We start from the raw sequence: 21,582 nt of genomic DNA on the forward strand, positions 1-21,582 counted from the left end.
AATCCTCCTTGATTAATCTTCAGTAGACCAAGTTTTGTCTGAATTAGGGTTTAGATACCAAGTCGGTTTAGAAGAACCTCTAGAGGTCGCCCATTCAGCAAAATCTGGGAACGCTTCACTGATATCAATGTACTCAGATGGGTGATTCCAAGGAGATGAAATTAAAATACCCCAAGGCATGTTTTGCGTAGTTCTGTAGTATTTTCCACTACTTGGATCTGAATCATCTTGTGCCACACCGTAAAAGTCGCTGACTAACGTACCACGTGAAGTTGGTGGAAGATCCGCAGTGTGAATCTCAAGATCTTTACCCGGAGAGCCGGTAAAGCTAGAGCCATGGTAATATCCTTCACCCGGACCGAAGATGAACGGGTCGAAACCACTCAATGGTAGCAGTGAGCTCACCGTTGGTTGATCGTCGTCGTTAAACGGTAGTGAGATGCTGAATGTCATTTGATCTGACTCAAGAGACGGATTACAAGATGGGTTGGTACGGTGGAACATACACTCATCGTTGATCGGGATGTCATTTCTCAAGTTCAGTGAAGCAACAACAAGGTCTCCTCCTGGTGATGCAACCGATTTATCTTCGCCAGTAAACGGTGAAATATTCACACGAGTTGCGCCGTTTTTCTGCACTCTGGCAGTCTGCAAGTCAACATCCGACTCATCAAAGCCACTCAGTTTCCAACCCAAGCCGTTACCGTAAGAGGCACCGTAGGCCATAATGCTACCGCTAATATCCATACGCAACACAGCATCATCTTTACTTAGAATGGTGGTTCGGTAATAAACAACAACATCATTTAAATCGAAGTCACCCACTTCAGGCCAGTTATCTTCGAACGCTGCAGTGTAGTAGTTAGAGTGTTGGATAGTGGTTCCCGGATCGGTGACGTTAAACACGTAATCCTCGACTTCCCCATCACCAACATAACCATCACTTGGAATGTTAGGGCTGCTTGCTAGACGGAAACGTGTTTGCACAGTCCCCACGCTTGCATCATCAGCTACTCGAATAGGAACCACTTGGCCCCCTTCAACAACCGAGTGATTTTTCAATATTTGTTCATCATCATCAAAAGTCCCGCTCAAATCCCAGTCAGCCCAAGCTTGTAGGTAACCATTACCCACAACATTAACGTTGAGAAGACTATCCAACCCGATTTCTAGGTTAGTCAATAGCGTGATACCGTCATCATCATTGCCGTCAACGTCTAAATCATCGCCATTTGATAAGGCACCCGGTTGTCCGTCAGAATCAGCATCAATGGTAGCCCCTAGATAGAGAGTTGAAGAGACAGCATGCTCTGCACCATTGCTTGCCTGTAACGTTCCATAGGTATCTGGCGCATCACCAAAATCAGACTCGTCCGAACTCTCGATTGGCGTAGTAAAGCCGCTTAGGTCCCAGTTACCATCAAACGCTGAGAATATTGGATTGGGAAAAATACTACCGCTAGAAGTGACGGTTTCGAACTGTAAGGTAACAATAGAAGTGTTTTTATAGATGAATTTAACCGCACCTGATGTGTCAGTCTCTGAATAATTAGTACCTGGGCCTGTGAATAGAACAGAAGTTCCATCAGCACTCTCTTCGGCGGTCAAGCTAGCGCTTGAACTACCCAATTGGTAACTGAAAAAACCTTCACTTTTAAATACTCGGACTTGCTCTGATTGAACGGGCTCGCCATCAATATCGTAACCGATCATTTCAAACTCAGGAATGGTGTAAGGAACCGAGAACGTACCAGACAGACCGTCTGTTCCGTCAAAGAATTCAAAGGTATAAATCAAACCTGCAGAACCGGCAGAGTTAGTTTGATAGAGGAAACCAATATCGCCAGAGGGCTGAGTTGAGCCTACCTTATAGTTGGGAGCATGGAACATAAATGTTGCATCACCAAAAACGCTACTGGATACCTTAGCATCAATGGTTTTCCCATCATGAGTACCGACATTGAGAAAGTGCATGGAGGCGCCATCGTAGGTTGGTCCAGCCCAACCACTACTTCCGTTCGTTGACTCTATATGGTTTGAAAAATCCAAATCCACTATGGTTGCGTGGACTGGGACGCTAACTATCGCGCCAATGAGGTAGATAATTTGCTTGTATTTCATAGTAAACCTCGACTTCTTCTTCGCTTAAGCGATTTCCTTGAAAAGTACGTAAACTCTGAACGGCAAAACTAAATAAATGTCTCCCTAAAATCTGGTGCTACGAGACAAAGGATGTCTACTTTTATTATTTTGGGTGCCGACAAAACGAGCTGCATAAAAGAAATAAGCAAGAGAAGAGCCAAGCTTTTGAACACTTAGAAAATAAACCTAAGGCATTGAAAGTAGGTCTTTATTTCTCTGTAGACTTATTAAAATCAAGAATAAACAAACACTTTCTTCAAAATGGGAATCAATTTGATGAGGGAATGAGTCAACTTGACAGCTTGTCATTGAAAGGAGGGTGAGAAGTAAACTCCAAGCGAATAAAGGTGTCGTTCAAACAGAAGGAAGCTGCGTGAAACTGGAGAAATAATGGCTATTGGCTTTAAACAAAGTTGGATAACTGAAAGCACTAACAATGAACTGTTCAAACACATGGGTAATTAAACAGTTCAAAGATCCTTGTCAGCTGCTGTCATTGCACAGCTGAACAATTATTCTGTGCAATGACTGCAGTATAAGGTTTGGTGTGGTTAAAGCATTTCTTTCGCGATCAAATGCAACAAAAACGTCTCACGCTCAATGCTCATACCCTTTTTAGGGCTTTCAGCCATCGTCTTTTCATTATGAGCAATTGCTTCATGGATGTTCATCCACACGGGCTTCATTCCGTTTTTAACTTCGTAATCTTCGTAAGCCGTCTCACCAAGTTCACGATCGATCTTGCACGAATAGCAGTAGGAAATCATATGCATGATATCTGCATCATCTTTATACCAAGGACGAAACTCTTCAAAAATACCAAACGGCTTAATGCCATGAATGTTCTTTGCACCCGTCTCTTCTTCAAGCTCTCGGACCATGCCCGCAATCACGTCTTCGCCTTCATCTAGGCCGCCACCAGGAATGGTGTAATCGTGATAACGCTCGGTATACAGCATCAGAATATCTTCACCATCTAAGACAATCGCTCTGGCGGCATTACGCTTGTAAACTGTTTTGTTATCTAGGTGGTCGATATCTGGGTGAATGGTGGTTTTTAGATGTCTCATGGCTCTGACTGCTCAACTGAATTTGGCGGCATCATATCATAATCATTCATAGATTCGAGGTTCATAGCCGTTCACATCAACACACCTTCTAACTTTGTACCCCATAGCCGATAAGCAAGAAAACATCACATAGCCTCTGAAAAGCCTCCACTCAAAAATTAACGCCCTTCTATAACCCGGCTAGCTTAGCTTGATCTAGCCCTCCAAAAGCAGCTAAACATGGCGAAATATCAACCTATTTCAATATTTTGACCAAATTAGAACAACCTTTTCTGAAATCTAAAATATACTCATTTGATAGAGCTTCTAATTGGGTTCTGTAGAACTTAACGTATTCAACTATAGAGTTATCGCGTAGGAGATAAACATGAAGAAAATCGGTTTGATGGCTGTATTTGCCGTTGTATTAGGTGGTTGTGCAAACGACTATGCAGAGTATAGCGAAGGCCAACGTGTTTCAGTTGCTAATCCAGCGGCCGTTTATTGTGTTCAACAGGATGGCGAATTAGACACGGTCACTGAAAACAATCAACGCACCACTTATTGTGTTTTTGATGACGGTGAACGTATTGAGCAGTGGGAATACTACCGAAATAATCATGAGCAAGAATCAGAAGCTAAAAGTGAATAGCGCTCCACTCTGATACCCACCAATCCCTCCCCTTTTTAATTCAACCAATTACGTAAACTGGCTGCCAATTGGCAGCGGTTTACCGTATATACACACCAATTGCACACTGTTTTATTGCTGACATTCCTCTGACATTGTCAAATTCCAAGCAGATAGAATGCCGGCCTGTTACAAATATTTACAGGTTGAATTGAAATGAAAAACCATTCTAAAACGAAAGAGCAAACTCACATGTCTTTTGAATTCCCTGAGTTCACCCTTTCTCAATCGACCTCTCAAGTGATCTATAAGCGCTGCCAAACCGCTTTAGTCGTTCTCGCTATTGGTATTATTGCTAACTTAGCGCTCAGAATTGATTTTGTATTGTTGAACGGAAATGTTGGTGAGATCTCAGTGACAGAGATGTTGCAACAGCTGCTACTTATCGTAACTTCAGGCTCTTTTGCTTACTTAGCGAGAAAGAGAAGTGAAGTAAAACACGCTGCGGTTCTCATTAGCACCTTCTTCGCTGTACTGTTCATCCGTGAAATGGATTTTTGGTTCGATAAGATCGCACACGGTGCATGGGTTGTTCCTGCTGCGTTAGTTGCTGGTAGCGCTATTTTTTATGCTGTAAAAAATGGTAAGCGTACTATCGATCAACTTGCCCTTATTTTGGCTTCTCCGCACATGAACCTGTTAGTGACAGGCGTAATGCTACTGTTAGTATTCTCCCGCCTATTCGGTATGGGTAGCTTTTGGCACAATGTGATGGGCGATGACTATGTTCGTGCGGTTAAAAACATTGCTGAAGAAGGCACAGAACTACTCGCCTACTGCTTAATTGCGTTTGCTAGTCTAAAAACAGTTCTTGGCATCACCAGAAAAAAATAACGATTTATCGCCACCAGCGAAGAGCATGATCCGATTCAGGGTCTAACAATCGATTCAGAAAAGTTAGGTTGGTATCTAGTAATGCTAGGTACTCCCTGACTTTTTTTATATCCGTACCTACTGGAGTGCCTCGAATACAGCCTTCCAATACCGGAAGCAGACTTTCCACGATACTAAACTGAGATAAAGTTCCTACTGAGCCTTTTGCTTTAGCCAAGGCTTCCAAGGAAAGCCTTTCTGGCTCCGCCCTCACCATCTCCAAATCTCGTTCAAACGCTCCTGCACATACTCCTTCGAGATACACTCGGTACGTTGTAAGCACATCCATCAATAAAAACAGCTGCCCTTGAGCTGTTTGGTGCGGGTATGGCACTGCAACATGAGCATCCAACTTTCGGTCTATCTGCAGCTCAACACCAAGCGCTAAGCATTTCTCGACGAGAACTTTTAGTAACCCTTGCTCGTCGATCAGTTGTTGAATTTCGAAGATGCGTTGCAAGTGATAGTCGTTCGACACAAACGTTACCTTTACACTTTGCCCGCGCGTAAACAGCCCGCTTTTTATCATCTCAGCCGCTAAGTTTTGGATGTTTTCTACAGTACTCGTTGAAAGCTGCTCCAGTAAAATTGCCCCCAAGGTAAACGGGACTTCACGAAGGCTTTCAAGCTCTCGAAAATATCGGTGCATCGCATCGGCTTCCGAAATGCTCTGCCCTTTGGTGACCCCACCACAAAAAGCGACCGCTGTGTACGAGTGAGACTCTATGCTTAAGGACTCCGCTAGGTACTTCACCAAAGCATCAACTCGACTGATTCCTTCCTCAGTCAATTCATTCTCATTAAGCCGTTTACCCAGCACAATAAGGAGGTTATTAATGCTCATTTTATGTTCAAGTCTCGTTTTGGGGATTAGATGGAGTGAATTATGTATACAATACTTGTTAACAAAAGTATTTTGAAATTCTTATAAGTTACTCGCAATAATGCTCACTATTGCAGAGCGACATAACAAGTAACTCGAGAATCAAAGTGCAGCTTCAAAGCAAAATAGCACGCTCTTGGGTTTCTCACGACTACGTTGGTTAACGTTAGTTTTAAACAGAGAACGCTTTCACACAAATAAGTGAAACGAACAAAATACAAATTTTACACAGAGTTCGTCCATCGAACCGTCTTCACAGGAAGTTACTATGCTGTCTATTTTTGATATCTATAAAATCGGGGTTGGGCCTTCCAGCTCCCACACAAATGGACCAATGATCGCAGGGTTTAATTTTACCCAAAAGATTGAATCTGTACTTGACCAAGTTACCCGTATTCAAATCGACTTGTACGGCTCACTATCATTAACAGGTATCGGCCACCACACTGACCGCGCAACCCTATTAGGTCTGCTTGGCAACCGCCCAGATACCATAAAAATAACCAGTGCTAACCTAGCAATGCGTAAAGCGATTGAAGACAAATCTCTTATGGTGAGCGGTCATCATGAGATCCACTTCGATGTTGAAAGCGACTTACTATTCCACAAAACCAACCTGCCGCTTCATGAAAACGGTATGACGATCTCTGCGTTTGATACGAACGGTAAACTTCTGGATATGGAGACCTACTACTCCATTGGTGGCGGTTTCATTGCAACTGCAGATGAGCTACAAAACGGCAAACAAGAGTCTGAAACCCAAGTTGAGTTCCCTTTCTCATCGGCTGATCAACTCCTTGAACTGGCTGACAAAAACGGAATGAGCCTTGGCGGCTTAATCCTGCGCAACGAAGTATCCTTTCAAGATATGGAAGCCATTGACCAAAAAGCAGACCAGATTTGGAAAGTGATGTCACTGTGCATGCAGCGTGGCTTTGATACTGAAGGCATCCTAGATGGTGGTCTTGAAGTCACACGTCGTGCCCCCGCTCTTTTGAAAAAGCTCGAAGCAAATGCCTCGATTGAGAACGATCCTATGGAGATCATGGATTGGATTAATCTATTTGCCTTTGCCGTGAGTGAAGAGAATGCTGCAGGTGGCCAAGTAGTGACATCACCAACGAATGGTGCGGCTGGCGTTATCCCTGCTGTTTTAATGTACTACCATCGCTTTATCAAAGAGCTTGATACCAAGCAGCTCAAAGATTTCTTAGCGGTATCTGGCGCTATCGGTATTCTATATAAAACTAATGCGTCGATTTCGGGCGCCGAGGTAGGTTGTCAAGGCGAAGTCGGTGTATCTTCTTCAATGGCAGCAGCAGGCTTAACTGCCCTTCGTGGTGGTAGCAACGAGCAAATCTGTATTGCTGCTGAGATCGCAATGGAGCACTCACTAGGCATGACCTGTGACCCAATTGGCGGTCTGGTTCAAGTACCATGTATTGAGCGTAACGCGATGGGCGCAATGAAGGCGATCAACGCATCACGTATGGCACTAAAACGTACAAGTAAGTGTCTTATCTCGTTAGACAAAGTTATCGAGACCATGTACCAAACAGGTAAAGACATGAATAAGAAGTACCGTGAAACGTCTTTAGGTGGCTTGGCGGTCATCCATATGGCACCACCGTGTGAATAAATGAGACACCTTAGAATGAATTGCATCAACGGTTGTAACGCGCTCAAGCGAATTGTTGAAAAATAGCCTTCATTCAAACCGCATTATTGTAAACTTAGCTTTCAATAATAAAACGAGGCCAGCCGCCGAGCTGGCTTTTTTATTGGCTAGAACCCAGTGGCCAATTGCAAGTGATACGCACTTAAAGTATTTACCGGATGACTCCCTTTTACTTTCCCTTTAATTGTTCATTACTTAGCCACAAATAAGCCTGACTAAATTTCACACAGGCATGCATCTACTAGCAAAATCTAATATTGCAAATTTCATTCATGAGAAATATGAATGCACTCATAAGAAAAGATATATCGAGCAAAGTCCCGTTTGGGACGGATGTTTCAGTTTATGTATTACTATGGATGGTATTATAATTGGGTAATTACACTACATATTAATACTAATGTGAGAATAAAATAATGTAGAATAGATTAAACAAATCAATGATGTTCTGCCAAATGATGTTTGGACTTTCGTTCTATGGCGTCATGGTGATCTTGACTCGTTTCTTCCTTGAGGACCTTAACTACAACGAAGCTGACACCATGATGGTAGTTGGTGCTTTCTCTGCAATCGGGCCACTGTTTGCTATCGCAGGTGGTTTCATCGCCGACAAATTCTTAGGTGCTTACCGCTCTTTGACCATCGCCTTCCTTGGGTTCGCGAGTGGTTATGTTTTACTGGTACTAGGCGCAGCAGCAACCAATGTTCCTATGGCGTTGTGTGGTATTGCGTTAGCAAGTTATGCACGTGGTTTGATGTCTCCTTCTTACCCAAGTCTCTACAAACGCACGTTCAAAACACAAGAAGATTTTGAAAACTGCTACCCTATCAACTACTCAGTAAACAATATTGGTGCACTGTTAGGTCAGTACTTATTCCCTATGCTTGTGCTTGTTGTTGGCTTCCACGGTGGCTTCCTTCTGTCTGCTGTTCTAGCAGGCGCAGCACTACTGATGATGTTGTTTGTCCGTAAAGGCCTTGTTGAAGCAAGTGCTGAGATCGATCAGCAACCAGTAAGCACTAAAAACTGGGCAGCTTTCCTTGGCCTATCTGCAGCAATGATCGGCTTAGTATTTTTTATGTTCTCTAACATGGATATCGGCCAAAACATCGTTTACGCGATCGGTGCTGCTGCCATTATCTACTTTGTCTCTTTGATGGTGAAATCGAAGAAATCAGACATGCTAAAAATGGGCACGATCTTAATCATCACATTCCTGACTACATGCTTCTTTGTGTACTACGGCCAAATGATGACATCGATGACAATGGTAGCGATCAACACAATGCGTGGTGACCTATTCGGCTTCATCCCTGTTGCTCCAGAAGCATCAATGGCAATGAACCCACTATGGTGTATGGTTGCAGGTCCTATCATCGCCGGTATCTTCTCTGGCCTAGAAAAGAAAAACATCAACTTCTCTACAGCAACGAAAGTAGGTTTCTCTTTCATCCTGACGGCTATCGCTTTTGGTATCCTGACAATGGCAGTGACTACCGTCGGTGAAGACGTTCTGATTCGCCCTGAAGTATTCCTAGCAATCCACTTCTTCCTAGCATTCGGTGAAGTAATTGTGGGTTCTATGGTAGTAGCATTCATCCTGTCCGTGGCACCTAAGCACATCGAAAACTTCTCTGTAAGCTTATTTTCTGTAGCAATCGCACTATCAGGTATCGTTGGCGCGGTATTCTCAACGTCAATCGCACTAGAGAAAGGCCAAGAGATCACGCAAGAGATCGTTCAAACGGTTTACGGCGACTACTTCCAAATGCTGACTGTTCTTGCGGTAGTAATGGTAGGTATCGCGATGGCTGCATCTTTCATTATTCGTAAGATGCTTGAAGCAGCAAAAGCCGCTGATGAAACCATTCAACTAGAAGAAGCAAACAGCTAATCACGCTGTTGTTCAGCAAGCTATTCATCAAGCCCTTTAGTTTACTAAAGGGCTTTTTTGTTGATAAAAGTTAGCGATATGAGCAAAACACTCTTAACTAAATTGTCCTTGTGTAAATTACAGTAAATGATAATTATTAGTATTGAGTGTTTTCTGGTTCGAGATTATGATGTGGGCATCAAACCTAAGAGAGCCTTATATGAGCAAGCCTAGCCCTATCACATTAACCGTTACTCAAACCTCAACCATTACTCCAAACATGCAGCGTATTACGTTTAGCGGTGAGGGATTAAGTAAGTACCCAGCTGAATGTGTAGGTGGCTACATCAAGCTTCTATTCTCGCCACTAGGCACCACCGACTTGAGTCAATTAGATGAAGGTGAGCGTCCAACCATGCGCACCTACACGATTCGCCACTACAACCCTGTAGAGAAGTTCATCGAGGTCGATTTCGTTCGCCATATCACTAAAGATTTACAATGTGGCTTTGCTGCGAGATGGGCAATGAGCGCACAAGTTGGCGATACTATTTCAGTAGCAGGTCCGGGGTTAATTCAGGGGTTAAACCTTGAGTCGGATTGGTTCTTCTTAGTGGCAGATATGACTTCACTCCCTGCGCTTTCAGCAAAAATAAAAACACTTCCAGAAAACGCAATAGGTCACGCTGTTATTCAGATCAATTCAGCCGAAGACAAGCAAGAACTTGAAGCCCCTCAAGGCATCAAGATCACTTGGTTAATTGAAGATCAAACGTCAAAAACGTTGTCACAAGCAGTCCGCAGCTTAACGTGGTTAGATGGTCAGGTTTCAGTATGGACAGCCTGTGAATTTGAAAGCATGCGTGAACTCAGACAGTACTTCAGAAACGAAAAAGAAGTCGCGAAAGAGAACATCTACATCAGCAGTTACTGGAAACGTGGCCTCAGTGAAGATGGGCATAAAGTTATCAAACAGCAAGATGCTCAAGCTCTCGCAGACTAGGCCGATCACCACGTAGCCTGCCTCAAGACCAAATAAGAAAACGCCCTTAACGATCATTCCATCGCTAAGGGCGTTTTTAATTTCTAATGCAGATTGAAAGAGAGCGTTAAGATTAGATGCTTTCGCCTAATTCAATCTCGTAACCTAGATCAAGCTTAGCAACCCACTCTTTATTGCCTTTTAAACGCGCTACAACTTGTTCTGCGGCGACTTTACCAATTTGCTCCCTCGGTGTAACCACAGTGGCTAAACGAGGTGTCATCGCTACTGTAATGTCGTGTCCGTGGAAACCTGCAATCGCCATCTGCTCAGGCACTTGAATACCACGTCGCATACATTCATAGAAAGCACCAATCGCCAAATCATCGTTGGTACAGAAAATGCCATTGACCTGCGGGTGCTTCTCTATCAACTCTCCTATGAGCTTTGCACCTAAAGTAAACGAAGATGCATCCTCAGTTTGCAATGTGACAGGGTCTTTACCAGCCTCCTGCATTGCGTGTTCATAGCCCGCCATTTTCAAACGAGTACGTTCATCCATACGAGCCGCCAAATAAGCAATATTGGTACGCCCTCTTTCTAACATTGTCTTTGTCATCGCCCTAGCGGCTTCAAAGTTATCAAAGCCAACCGCTTGCTCAATCCGAGGCGATACCGAATCCATAATTTCAATAACAGGAATCGAAGCGGTCTGAAGCATTTTACGTGCTCTCTCGGTGTGCACATTCTCGGAAAGGATAATGGCATCCACATTGTATGAGAGTAACGAAGCAATGCTCTGCTCTTCCAACTCTGCGCTATAACCATAGTGGGCAATCATTGTTTGATAGCCGGCTGGAGCGGTGACTTGCTCAATGCCACGGATAACTTCCGCAAAAACTTGGTTAGTTAATGAAGGGACCAACACTCCGATAGCATTGCTCTTTGCATTGGAAAGAATATCAGGGGCGCGGTTTGGGATATAGCCCAGCTCCTCAACAGCGGCATTGATCTTATCTCGCAGCGCTTCTGATACTTGAGCGGGGTCTCGTAGACAACGACTAACCGTCATCTTGGTGACGCCAACTAGGTTGGCAACATCTTGTAATGTAGGACGTTTTTTCTTGTTCGACATAATTAGTAATTATTATTTTTTGAGTTATGTTACTGGTAACAGTGTATCCAACTGACGTGGAATTTGAAGCCTAAGCGAATAAAAGATTGATATAGCATCACAAATACAAACGCCCTCATAGCGAGGGCGTTACATATGGTTTAAATGTTGACCTTTACTTCCGTTCTTGGAGATTGACTCCAAGTCACATGAAACTTTTCCGCTTCATCTCTATCGACTCTAGAGTATGTGTGAGAACCAAAATAGTCCCGTTGTGCTTGCAGTAAATTCGCCGGTAACACTTCACAGCGCAGAGAATCAAAATAGCTCAATGCAGAGCTAATCCCTGTCATCGGCACTCCATATAGAGCAGAGTTAGCAACCGCGATACGCCAAGCAAGCTCACGCTCTTCCACTTGTTTGATGAAAGCCGCGTCAAACAACAGGTTCGGCAGTTCTCCATTTTGTTGATACGCCGCAGTGATACTCTGTAAGAAAGCCGCACGGATAATACAACCTGCTCGCCAGATCTTAGCGATCTGAGTGAAATCCAGGTTCCAACCTGCTTTGTCAGATGCCGTCTTCAACAGATCAAAACCTTGCGCATAAACAGATAGTTTGGCGCAGTAGAGTGCGTCATGTAACTCCGAAATGACCTCAGCTTTATCTAGCTGGCTTGAATCAGCAATGTTGCCTTTTAACAGCTTGCTGCCTTGGATACGCTGTGATTTTTGACTACTCATCGCGCGTGCATAAACCGCCTGTGCAATGGTTGGTGTTGGACAACCTTCTTGAAGGCTGTTGACTGCTGTCCACAACCCTGTGCCTTTTTGGCCTGCTTTATCAAGTACAACCTCAACAAATGGCTTGCCAGTCACTACATCTTCTTTTTGAAGGATGTCAGCACTGATTTCCATCAGGTAGCTGTTAAGTACGCCATTGTTCCACTGTTCGAAAACTTGACCAATCTCTTGAGCTGGCATTTTCAGAACATCACGCATGAAATGGTACACCTCACAAATAAGCTGCATATCGGCGTATTCAATACCGTTGTGTACCATCTTAACGTAGTGGCCTGTGCCTGAAGGACCGACATACGCAGCACATGCTTCGCCTGCTTCGAATTGAGCAACGGGCAAACCGTTCACATCTACTTTTGCAGCAATCGCTTCCCACATTGGTTTTACATATTGCCAAGCCGACTGATCACCGCTTGCCATCAATGCAGGACCGACACGTGCCCCTTCTTCACCACCAGAAACCGCAGTGCTGAAAAAGCGAAGCTTACCCTTGTAGTTCAACTCGCGAGTCTCGGTATCAGTCCACAGGCTATTGCCCGTGTCGATAACAATATCGTCGCTTTCCAGCCCCGCATCCAACAGGTTATTTACGACGATGTCGACCGGCTTTCCTGCAGGAACCGACAATGCAATAACTCGTGGTTTAGCTAACCCTTGCAATACATGCTCGAGGCTAGTGCCTTTGGTGAACAGTCCCTTTCCTTCAAAGGATTCGTTGAGCAGCTTGGCTTCTGAATTCGCGCGTTCAATGTTGTCAGAATTAAGGTCGAACCCTGCAACATTAAATCCATTATCAAGTAGGTTAAGCGCTAGGCTCTTGCCCATGACACCTAAACCAATCATCGCAATATCATTTTTTATCTGAGTCATGGTTTAGCCTATTTGTTTAATTTGCTTCAATGCACTTTCGACGACCTGTTCAACATCTTGTGAGATGTCGACAAACAATGCTTCATCAAGCTCTGGCTCAACCAAGGTTGCAAATTGGCTTTTCAACATTTCTTGACCGTTAAAGTAATGGTTTTCACGTGCTTTGTGACGATTCCAAATGGTATCGAAACTACCTTGCAGATATACGATGACCAATTCTTCATTATTGCTGCGCAAAATATCGCGATACTGAGGCTTCAATGCCGAACAAGCGATGACAGCACTTGGTTGCTCAATAAATTGTTTATTTAGAGTTTCTAGCCATCCTTGACGATCTTCATCTGTCAGTGGGATACCTTGACGCATTTTTTCTACGTTACTTTGTGGATGGAAGTCATCTCCATCGAAAAACTGAAGCGTTAATGCTTCTGCAATACGGCTACCAATCAGGCTTTTTCCGCATCCAGATACGCCCATCACGAGTATTTTTTTGCTTTTCATAAGGCAAGCCTTCCCTAAGCCCCAACCAAAATTGGGGCTGACAATCGAATCTATTATTTAAACTGGTGTTGCTGAGGCTCGGTTCCTGAACCCTATACTTGGTCAGGAACCTTTCATGTTATTGCCACCAAAGCGCAAGCTGAGGGAAGATAATAACCATGGCCAACACGAATATTTGAAGTCCAATGAACGGCAGTAGTGAAGAGAAAATCTCGCCCAAGCTAATGTCTTTTGGCGCTACCGATTTTAAGTAGAATGCCGCTGGACCAAACGGTGGTGACAAGAAAGACACCTGCATGTTTAGACAGAACACAACACCAAACCACACAGGGTCAAAACCAAGACCTGTAATGATTGGAACGAAGATTGGCATGGTAAGAAGTGCTACACCTACCCAGTCAAGGAACATACCAAGCACTAGCAAGATTGCCATCATGATTAAGAGCGTAACCATTGCGTTGCCGCCACTTAGCGCAAGGATGGTTTCTTCAACAAAATCAATACCGCCCATCAAGTTGTAAATACCAACCAGTGCACTCGCACCGATACCAATCCACATGATCATGCCGCAGGTACGCATGGTCGCGATGGCACTCTCTTTCAGCATGTTGAAGTTCAGCTCACCACGAATTAACGCGCTGATCATGATACCAACTACACCCAGTGCTGACGCTTCCGTTACCGAAGCGATACCGGTGTAAATACTACCTAGAACCGTCGCAACAGAGAGCAGTGGGAAGAACAGCGCTTTGAAGTAACTAGGCTGATTCGCGATGTCTTCTTCTGTCTCTTCATCACTAGGGATAGGAGCAAGAGAAGGGTTTAACTTACAGCGAATTAGTACATAACCGATGTAGCAACCCGCAAGGATAAACGCAGGTAAAAACGATGCTTTAAACAAGTCGCCAATTGAAACGCTGGCTGTCATACCGTAGATGATCAACACGATACTTGGTGGCAGCATGGTTCCAAGCGCACCACCTGCACAGGTTGTACCGATGGCAAGTTTGCGGTCGTAACCTAAGCGAAGCATTTGAGGTAGAGCAAGAATGCCTAGCAGTACAGTTTCACCACCGATAACACCAGACATCGAAGCGAGCAAAACGGCTACCAATAAGGTTTGTACTGCAACGCCACCACGAACCTTACGACCAACAGATTTCATTGCATCGAACAAGTCACGTGCGATACCAGAACGGTCCAAGAGAGCCGCCATCAACACAAACATTGGTACTGCGAGGAAAACATAGCCAGAAGCAAAGCTGTAAGTACGGCTCGCAATCAAAGGTAATGCATCAGGGCCAAACCAACATAGCGTGAAGAAAATGGCAACAAAGCCTGTTACGAAAGCCAGCTGCATACCCGTAAGTAGCAAACCGATCATCATAACTAGCATGAGTAAACTGCCCCATGCGATACCAATCGAAGATAAATCAAACATCGTCATTCTTCCTTAGACCCATCAACTCTTGGATTAGGTGCAATACAAACTGGACAACAAGAACACATAAAACGACAAAAATTAGACCTTTCAGCAAAGCTGGGTAAGGAGCGTTTAATACCGAACCTGATGTTTCAAGGCGAAATTCACCCCAAGGTGCAAACCACGCTTCTTGCGCAGTAAAGTAAGCTGCGTAAGCAAGCATGCCAGCAAAGGCCAAACCAACAATGTGGTGAACAAGATTAAGATACTTACGTGTTTGTTTGGAAACAGAGTCGTAGATAAGAACAACACGTACATGTTTATCAGCCGCGAAAGCGTAAATGCCACCGATAATGAATAGGGAACCACCAATAAATGAAGCCGTTTCATGTACCCATGTGGTTGGGGCATCAAATGCATAACGCATCACAACTTCGTAAAACGAAATCAATACAGTGAAGATGAACAACCAGCTAACTAAGTTACTAAATTTTATGATAAGACGATCAAGCATATTTCTAGGCTGTTCATCGTTTTCAGCTGGTGCGTGAGGGGTTTTGTCTGTCATGGGCCAAATTTCCTGGGAGAAAACGGGAGAGCAATGCCCTCCCCCATCAATAAGCTAAGTTTGAATTACAGTAAGCCGTTGTCTTCTAAGAACACAGTTACTGAATCATAAACTTTCTGTGCGTTCTCAGAACGCTCTGCAAATACTTTCCATTGACCTTTTGCAATCTCACGGAACTTCTTACGCTCTTCTTGAGACCAGTCATGGATAGTGATTTCTGGGTTCGCTTGTGCTTCTTTAACTGCCGCTTGGTCAGCCATTTTCAGCTGAGTCGTCATGTCGTAAGAGAAGTCACGAACTGATGTTTGTAAGATGGTTTGAAGATCCGCTGGCATCTTGTCCCATTTTTTCTGAGAAACAGAGATATCGATAAGCGGTAATGAGTGGAAACCAGGTTGGACTGGGTGAGTCGCGATATCGTTCATGCCCGCTTTTTGGTTTGTCGAAAATACCGTGTAGTCAGCAGCATCAATTACGCCCTTGCTTAGGCCAGTAAATACTTCAGAGCCAGGCAGGTTTACAGGGGTTGCACCTGCAGCGGCAAATACTTGTTGAACTAGACCTTCTGGCGCACGCAGTTTAAGACCTTTCAGATCATCAACACCGTCGATTGGCTTTTTAGAGATGAAAGACTCAACACCTGTTGTTGATGCACCTACGAATTGAACACCGTAAGGCTTGTAAAGCTCAGTCATTAGCTCGTTACCACCGCCGTAGTTCATGTACTGAAGCAGCTGAGTTGTATCTGACCATGCACCAACCATGTTACCAATTAGACCAAAAGCAGGATCTTTACCTGAGAAGTAACCCGTTGCTGTGATATGACCATCTAGGATACCCATCTTAATAGCGCCTAATGTTTCAGTGTGCTTAACCACAGCACCAACTGGCAGAAGGTCAATGTCGATGCGTCCGTTAGACATCGTTTCTACGCGCTCAGCCCACTTCTGCTGAACTTTGAAGTTCAAATCGCCAGAAGGATCTGAAGATTGAATCTTAAGTTTAAAGTCTGCAGCCATTGCTGAAGTAGCAAATAGGCCAGTGAGGGAAGCAGCAATCAGCGTTTTAGTCAGAGCTTTCATTTGGGTATCCTTATGAGTTTCACAGAGTCCGGCTTGTTGTTATATGTTACCGGTAACGTTGAGGCAGATGTTACCGGTAACTTTACAACCTTGTCTATGAGGAGGATCACATCTTTAACATTAGTAAAACGTTTGCTATCAATAAGGAAAATGTGTTCAAAAAGTCACACTTTAGGATGATATGAGATATAAAAGTCGCTTTAAATCAGCGAAGTAACTAGACCGATGAGAATCAAAACAACGCCTATACCGCGAGTCATGTGCCACTTTTCCTTTAAAAAGTAGATCCCCATCACCACACCGAAGATGATGCTCACTTGTCTGAGAGCAACGACCAAGCTGACGTTCTCTGTCATGGTCATTGCAAACAACACCAATCCGTAAGTCGACGCCATCATAATGCCCGCCACCGTGGCTTTCTTGCGTAGTATCCAAGCATTCGTAAACTCGACACTTTGGTTAGTTGCCAGTAACCAAATACTCAGCGGTATCACTATTGCCCAAAACTGAATGCCTAAATAGAAAATTGCAGTGTGTTTATTGGTAATAACCGTTGTGCTTAAAGGCTCCAATAACAGCAGCGCTTCTTTATCAATAATGGAATAGCCTGTGGTGCCGATAGCGGCGATAAGTGCCCAAAGCACGCCAAGGTTCAGGTAGGCCTTGAGCCTTAGTTCTGAGAATTGTTTAAGTGGGACAAACAAGCAACCCAATGTAATCAGTGCAAATCCAACCCATTGATTAACCGTAAGATCATAACCAATCAATACAGTACCCAAGCCAACCATCAACACAGGCAACGCTCGTGCCATCGGATAAATCACACCAATATCAGCTTGTTTATAAGCAGCACCCAATCCAATTAGATAAATGATTTGGCATATCCCACTAAGCAAAACCAATTGCCAAAATGGAAGTGAGATATTTGAAAAGCCAACATTATCGACATACCAGACAAGGTAAGGAGTCAATATCGCTGCAGCCGCAACTCCAGAGGCCAGGAAAAACGATGAACCAGATCCTTGGTTAGATTTACCGAGAACATTCCAGCCCGCATGCAACAAAGCGGAGATAATGACGATAACAATGGCAGAGAATTCCATTTCTTTCCTAATTAAATTGGTAAATAACTAAATAAAAGCAATAGCTTAATTGAAGAGATAAAAAAGGTCTCTGAATGAGAGACCTTAAATCATTGAAACCGGACGCCCCTACAGAATTAGGAGAGACCCGCTAGTTAACAACACTATATCGGTTTGATTAGCGCTCGAGCCGGGCTATCGATTCAATACTGATTGCGTCATGGCGCCAATACTCAATATCACAATCAATCAAGTCGCCGTTTTGGTTGTAGTTAATACGCTCTACCACCATAGCCGGAGAACCTGAAGTCGCACGCAGAGCTTGTGCTGTTTCGCCCAATAGCGACGTTGTGCTCACGCGATAACGGATCTTCTGATACACCACACCAAAATGCTCACGGTAAATGTCCGTCAGTGATTTCGATAAATCATGTTCAAGCAAATTCGGAAAAAGCTCTGGTCGGATATAGTTTGTCACATACACAACTGGCCTATCTTCAAGATAACGAACTCTATCTACACGATAAACGTCTGAAAAAGCAGGCAGTTCAAGGAGCTTCGTCGCTTCCTTAGTAGCTAACATCCCTTTGGCTGCGATCAGCTCAGTTTTCGGCTGTCGATTCTGCGACAACGCCATGTTGGTGAAGTTTAGCGTTTGAGTTGGGTCGTAGCGAAGTGGCGCTGGTGAGATAAACCAACCACGTCGGTCTTCTCGATAAATGCGCCCTTCCGCTTCAAGTGAGGATAACGCTTCACGTAGCGTCACTCTGGTCGTATCGAACGACTCAGCCAACTTACGTTCCGCAGGCAGCTTTTGTCGCGGTGTTAACATCCCAGACTCTATCTGCTCTACGATGACATCTTTGATTTTTACGTACTGCACTTAATTTCCTTCATTCTTATTCTTGTCGTCAGCCACTCCTTGGCCAACTGCAATATAAAATGGTTCGCTAGCGCTTGCGCCAAGCTTGGGTGCGCTTCTCAAATAACTTATTGATTAACATATGAATCAACTTCGCACTCGCTGCAGATATCATGATCATTACCGCCATGGCTGCTGCTGCACCGGTTTGCCCCGCGTCGTCCATATTCAGTACTGAAACTGACGCAGGTATCGTATCGGTAGAATACAAGAATACTACCGCAGATGTGGTGGTAAGTGCATTAATAAACAGGTATGTCGCAATATCTAAAATCGCAGGCAGGCAAACTGGTACCGTTACTTTAAAGAACAACTTGTATTGCGGTAAGTTTACCGAGGCTGCGGTGGCTTCAATTTCCGCAGGCAGCTGCTTCAATGCAGTTAATGCCGTCATGTGACCTACCGTGTAGTAGTGAACCACAGTGTTTATCACCAAGAACGCCATTGTGCCATACAAGAAGTTAAGTGGATTACTCAAGTCATTGAAGTAAAAGATGTAGCCCAAACCCAGTACCATCCCCGGAACCGCCATAGGTACAACACTGAGCATCTGCATTGCCTGACGAACAGGACCAAACGCTCTGCCTTTCTCGATACAGTAGGCGCCTAAGAAAATAAGTATGGTACCGATTATCGCTGTCCATGCACCTAACGTTAATGAGTTGAAGAATGGAGTCCAACCATAGGTGCTCATTTCTGCAAAGTTATAGTTATTCAGTGTAAGGGCTTTGTTCCAGGGCCAAAAAGTGACCATGGAGCCGTATACCGCCATACCGAGAACAATAACCACAGCCGCGGATATCACTACGCAGTACAGAAAACATGCACCGTCACGCAGGGCGTTCGGCTCTGGCTGGTAGGCGACGGAGCGAGTATCAAACAAACTCTTCTGCTTCTTTTGCACCCAACGATCAACGGTAAAGGCTAACAATGCAGGCAATAGCAATAAAATACTGGTCACCGCCCCCATCGAGAAGTTTTGCTGACCAACTACCTGCTTAAAAATATCCGTCGATAGAACATTGTAGCTACCACCAATGACCTTCGGCACACCAAAGTCACAAACCACCAGCGTAAACACCACGATAAGTGTACTGATCAGCCCATACTTGGCTGCAGGTAGCGTCACCATGAAGAAGGTTTTGAAAGATGATGTATTCAGTGCGCGAGCCGCTTCATACAAGCGTGCATCCGAGGTTCTTAATGAGGTAGTAAGAATCATTAGAGCGTGTGGAAACGTCCAGAATATCAAACCTAGTGAGATGCCAATCAAGCCATATACCGAGTTGTCGCCTAAGACTTCTTTAGCGATGCCTTGGTTACCAAACAGAAAAATCAAACTGATTGCTGGAAGCAGCGACGGTGCAAGGATAGGCGCAGAGCCCAACACCTGAAATAGCCCCTTAAAAGGCATACATGAGCGAGTCAAGGCATAAGCATAACCAAAGGCCAGGACACCAACGACAACTGTTACCAGTATGCCAAGCGTAAATGTGTTACCCACGGATTGCCAAAGGCTTTGCGAAGCGAAATACGTAGCGAAGTTCTGTAGACCTACAAATTCGCCATCCGCATTCTGAACGCTTTTTTTCAGCATCGCCCACAAAGGCATCAGGATAAACAGCGTCATGACTACAGACAGAAATGCCAACAGCCCAAATAGAATCACATTGTCCGTGCTTAACCGAGCCAGAAAAGGCTGTACTCGTCGTTGAAGTAGCAGCTTAGATTGCATCATTTGAGTCGATTCCATGATTGTTTACGCCGCCTCGTCTTTCATCACTTGAACACTTTTCGATGGATAAGCTCGTAAGCCTTCTTGATCAAACGCTACATAACGAATATCACTGCGACGCAGTTTCAATCGATCGAACTCTTTGACTGGCACATCAACGATGATCTCTTTCGCAGTAGAGTCATGCTGCAATTGACATTCGATGCGATAAAACGCGCCCAAAAACTCGCTCGAAAGGATTCTGACTGGTAGCGACTCATTAAAACGGTCAACGAACTGGATTTGCTCAGGACGCACAGCAATATCAAATACGTCCCCCTGCTTTGGAGTCAGATTGTCTAATCCAGGAAGTGGCAACATAGACTCAGCAATACGCATCTTGCCCTGCACAGCCACAGAGGCTTGAATGAAGTTCATGCTACCGACAAACTCCGCAACAAAACGACTCGCTGGTTTTTGGTAGATCTCTTGCGGCGCCCCCACCTGTTCAATAACCCCATGGTTCATGACCACGATGCGGTCCGCCATAGTCAAAGCTTCATCTTGATCGTGTGTCACCATAATCGTGGTGATGCCCAGCTTGCGCTGTAATTGGCAAATCTCATCACGCAGGTGTGTTCTTACTTTCGCATCGAGTGCAGACAGCGGCTCATCAAGCAGAAGTAACCCAGGAGACAGTGCCAACGCGCGAGCCAGCGCCACACGCTGCTGTTGACCACCAGATAGTTGATTCGGATACTTTTGACCGGATGTTGGTAAGCCGATGGTTTCTAGCCAAGATTCCACGGTTTCTAGTGCTTCTTTGGTCGACATGCCTTGGTTTTTCAAGCCGATCGCAATGTTTTCTTCCACCGTCAGGTTAGGAAAAAGAGCGTAAGATTGGAACACGATGCCAAAGTCACGCTTTTCTGGTGGTAAAAAGGTCGTGTCGCTACCATTTTGCTCAATTGAGCCTGAAGTTGGTAAATCTAGACCTGCAATCGCACGTAATAAGGTAGTTTTTCCACAGCCTGATGGGCCAAGGAAACAGACGAACTCGCCTTTTTCAATAGATAAGGAGATGTCTTTAAGCGCTGTAAATTGACCGAATTGCTTTACAACGTTTTCAATATTCAAATAAGTTTGGTTGCTCATACTACAGCACTCTTTAAATGGTATATACCAAATTTAAACTTTGAATATTTCAGTTGAGTGACAAATTTATAGAAGCTAAATGACAGTTATATTGCAGATATAATAAGCATTTAAGATGCGTGCCCACACAGTATTACCAGCCCTCTGTAGCGATAAAAACTGACATGAGGGCCGAGTTT

General features: G+C 44.4%; 18 protein-coding genes. 5 read left to right on the top strand and 13 right to left on the bottom strand.

Annotated elements, in window-relative coordinates; genetic code table 11:
* Positions 1-12: 12 nt before the first annotated feature.
* Positions 13-2,121: an LruC domain-containing protein gene (locus L1D55_RS01630; protein WP_239916263.1), complete on the bottom strand. Its 2,109-nt coding sequence runs from the start codon at positions 2,119-2,121 to the stop codon at positions 13-15.
* Positions 2,122-2,693: 572 nt separating this feature from the next.
* Positions 2,694-3,212: an NUDIX hydrolase gene (locus L1D55_RS01635; protein WP_004742421.1), complete on the bottom strand. Its 519-nt coding sequence runs from the start codon at positions 3,210-3,212 to the stop codon at positions 2,694-2,696.
* A gap of 367 nt (positions 3,213-3,579) precedes the next feature.
* Between L1D55_RS01635 and L1D55_RS01640 the strand changes: the two genes are divergently transcribed.
* Positions 3,580-3,843 carry a DUF333 domain-containing protein gene (locus L1D55_RS01640; protein WP_008217178.1) on the top strand — a complete coding sequence of 88 codons (264 nt, stop codon included), beginning with the start codon at positions 3,580-3,582 and terminating at the stop codon, positions 3,841-3,843.
* 195 nt (positions 3,844-4,038) lie between these two features.
* On the top strand, positions 4,039-4,716 hold the full coding sequence (locus L1D55_RS01645; RefSeq protein ID WP_239916265.1) for a hypothetical protein: 678 nt from the start codon (positions 4,039-4,041) through the stop codon (positions 4,714-4,716).
* 4 nt (positions 4,717-4,720) lie between these two features.
* Here L1D55_RS01645 and L1D55_RS01650 read toward each other — a convergent pair whose 3' ends face one another.
* Entirely contained in the window at positions 4,721-5,599 is an 879-nt protein-coding gene (locus L1D55_RS01650; RefSeq protein ID WP_239916267.1) for a YdcF family protein, read from the bottom strand.
* Positions 5,600-5,906: 307 nt separating this feature from the next.
* Here L1D55_RS01650 and L1D55_RS01655 point away from each other — a divergent pair, with 307 nt between their 5' ends.
* From L1D55_RS01655 to L1D55_RS01665, 3 genes are all read left to right on the top strand, one after another.
* Positions 5,907-7,277, top strand: a complete 1,371-nt coding sequence (locus tag L1D55_RS01655; protein ID WP_239916269.1) for an L-serine ammonia-lyase — start codon at positions 5,907-5,909, stop codon at positions 7,275-7,277.
* Positions 7,278-7,756: 479 nt separating this feature from the next.
* Positions 7,757-9,211, top strand: coding sequence for a peptide MFS transporter (locus L1D55_RS01660; RefSeq protein WP_345772770.1), 1,455 nt, complete (start codon positions 7,757-7,759; stop codon positions 9,209-9,211).
* A gap of 199 nt (positions 9,212-9,410) precedes the next feature.
* A complete protein-coding gene (locus L1D55_RS01665; RefSeq protein WP_239916272.1) occupies positions 9,411-10,193 on the top strand; it encodes a siderophore-interacting protein in 783 nt (260 codons plus the stop codon).
* Between the two features lie 112 nt (positions 10,194-10,305).
* Here the strand turns inward: L1D55_RS01665 and gntR are convergent, their stop codons facing one another.
* The 10 genes from gntR to L1D55_RS01715 form a co-directional block, all read right to left on the bottom strand.
* Positions 10,306-11,307, bottom strand: a complete 1,002-nt coding sequence (gene gntR, locus L1D55_RS01670; protein ID WP_239916273.1) for a gluconate operon transcriptional repressor GntR — start codon at positions 11,305-11,307, stop codon at positions 10,306-10,308.
* Positions 11,308-11,447: 140 nt separating this feature from the next.
* Entirely contained in the window at positions 11,448-12,956 is a 1,509-nt protein-coding gene (gene gndA, locus L1D55_RS01675; protein ID WP_239916278.1) for an NADP-dependent phosphogluconate dehydrogenase, read from the bottom strand.
* 3 nt (positions 12,957-12,959) lie between these two features.
* On the bottom strand, positions 12,960-13,457 hold the full coding sequence (locus tag L1D55_RS01680) for a gluconokinase (protein WP_239916279.1): 498 nt from the start codon (positions 13,455-13,457) through the stop codon (positions 12,960-12,962).
* A 118-nt stretch (positions 13,458-13,575) separates the two neighbouring features.
* Positions 13,576-14,898 (bottom strand): TRAP transporter large permease subunit, encoded by a 1,323-nt coding sequence (locus L1D55_RS01685; protein WP_128163787.1) that lies wholly within the window; start codon positions 14,896-14,898, stop codon positions 13,576-13,578.
* Positions 14,891-15,448: a TRAP transporter small permease subunit gene (locus L1D55_RS01690; RefSeq protein ID WP_239916281.1), complete on the bottom strand. Its 558-nt coding sequence runs from the start codon at positions 15,446-15,448 to the stop codon at positions 14,891-14,893. Before L1D55_RS01690 ends, L1D55_RS01685 begins: the two co-directional genes overlap by 8 nt.
* Before the next feature lie 65 nt (positions 15,449-15,513).
* The gene (locus L1D55_RS01695) at positions 15,514-16,530 is read right to left on the bottom strand and encodes a TRAP transporter substrate-binding protein (RefSeq protein ID WP_239833466.1); all 1,017 of its coding nucleotides are present in this window, start codon (positions 16,528-16,530) and stop codon (positions 15,514-15,516) included.
* A 200-nt stretch (positions 16,531-16,730) separates the two neighbouring features.
* Complete coding sequence (locus tag L1D55_RS01700) at positions 16,731-17,633, bottom strand: EamA family transporter (RefSeq protein WP_239916283.1); 903 nt, start codon at positions 17,631-17,633, stop codon at positions 16,731-16,733.
* 157 nt (positions 17,634-17,790) lie between these two features.
* Positions 17,791-18,495 carry a phosphonate utilization transcriptional regulator PhnR gene (gene phnR, locus L1D55_RS01705; protein ID WP_239916285.1) on the bottom strand — a complete coding sequence of 235 codons (705 nt, stop codon included), beginning with the start codon at positions 18,493-18,495 and terminating at the stop codon, positions 17,791-17,793.
* Positions 18,496-18,562: 67 nt separating this feature from the next.
* Positions 18,563-20,287 carry a putative 2-aminoethylphosphonate ABC transporter permease subunit gene (locus L1D55_RS01710; protein ID WP_239916287.1) on the bottom strand — a complete coding sequence of 575 codons (1,725 nt, stop codon included), beginning with the start codon at positions 20,285-20,287 and terminating at the stop codon, positions 18,563-18,565.
* A gap of 6 nt (positions 20,288-20,293) precedes the next feature.
* Positions 20,294-21,403, bottom strand: a complete 1,110-nt coding sequence (locus L1D55_RS01715; protein ID WP_239916289.1) for a putative 2-aminoethylphosphonate ABC transporter ATP-binding protein — start codon at positions 21,401-21,403, stop codon at positions 20,294-20,296.
* Positions 21,404-21,582: the final 179 nt, after the last annotated feature.

The organism is Vibrio sp. Isolate22 (assembly GCF_022398115.1).
Taxonomy (GTDB): Bacteria; Pseudomonadota; Gammaproteobacteria; order Enterobacterales; family Vibrionaceae; genus Vibrio.

Coding starts and splice junctions, on each gene's coding strand:
- L1D55_RS01700 (WP_239916283.1), bottom strand. CDS start 17,633: ATGGAATTCTCTGCCATTGTTATCGTCATTATCTCCGCTTTGTTGCAT.
- L1D55_RS01650 (WP_239916267.1), bottom strand. CDS start 5,599: ATGAGCATTAATAACCTCCTTATTGTGCTGGGTAAACGGCTTAATGAG.
- L1D55_RS01695 (WP_239833466.1), bottom strand. CDS start 16,530: ATGAAAGCTCTGACTAAAACGCTGATTGCTGCTTCCCTCACTGGCCTA.
- L1D55_RS01690 (WP_239916281.1), bottom strand. CDS start 15,448: ATGACAGACAAAACCCCTCACGCACCAGCTGAAAACGATGAACAGCCT.
- L1D55_RS01665 (WP_239916272.1), top strand. CDS start 9,411: ATGAGCAAGCCTAGCCCTATCACATTAACCGTTACTCAAACCTCAACC.
- L1D55_RS01660 (WP_345772770.1), top strand. CDS start 7,757: ATGATGTTCTGCCAAATGATGTTTGGACTTTCGTTCTATGGCGTCATG.
- L1D55_RS01635 (WP_004742421.1), bottom strand. CDS start 3,212: ATGAGACATCTAAAAACCACCATTCACCCAGATATCGACCACCTAGAT.
- L1D55_RS01655 (WP_239916269.1), top strand. CDS start 5,907: ATGCTGTCTATTTTTGATATCTATAAAATCGGGGTTGGGCCTTCCAGC.
- L1D55_RS01710 (WP_239916287.1), bottom strand. CDS start 20,287: ATGGAATCGACTCAAATGATGCAATCTAAGCTGCTACTTCAACGACGA.
- L1D55_RS01645 (WP_239916265.1), top strand. CDS start 4,039: ATGAAAAACCATTCTAAAACGAAAGAGCAAACTCACATGTCTTTTGAA.
- L1D55_RS01715 (WP_239916289.1), bottom strand. CDS start 21,403: ATGAGCAACCAAACTTATTTGAATATTGAAAACGTTGTAAAGCAATTC.
- L1D55_RS01680 (WP_239916279.1), bottom strand. CDS start 13,457: ATGAAAAGCAAAAAAATACTCGTGATGGGCGTATCTGGATGCGGAAAA.
- gndA (WP_239916278.1), bottom strand. CDS start 12,956: ATGACTCAGATAAAAAATGATATTGCGATGATTGGTTTAGGTGTCATG.
- L1D55_RS01640 (WP_008217178.1), top strand. CDS start 3,580: ATGAAGAAAATCGGTTTGATGGCTGTATTTGCCGTTGTATTAGGTGGT.
- L1D55_RS01685 (WP_128163787.1), bottom strand. CDS start 14,898: ATGTTTGATTTATCTTCGATTGGTATCGCATGGGGCAGTTTACTCATG.
- L1D55_RS01630 (WP_239916263.1), bottom strand. CDS start 2,121: ATGAAATACAAGCAAATTATCTACCTCATTGGCGCGATAGTTAGCGTC.
- gntR (WP_239916273.1), bottom strand. CDS start 11,307: ATGTCGAACAAGAAAAAACGTCCTACATTACAAGATGTTGCCAACCTA.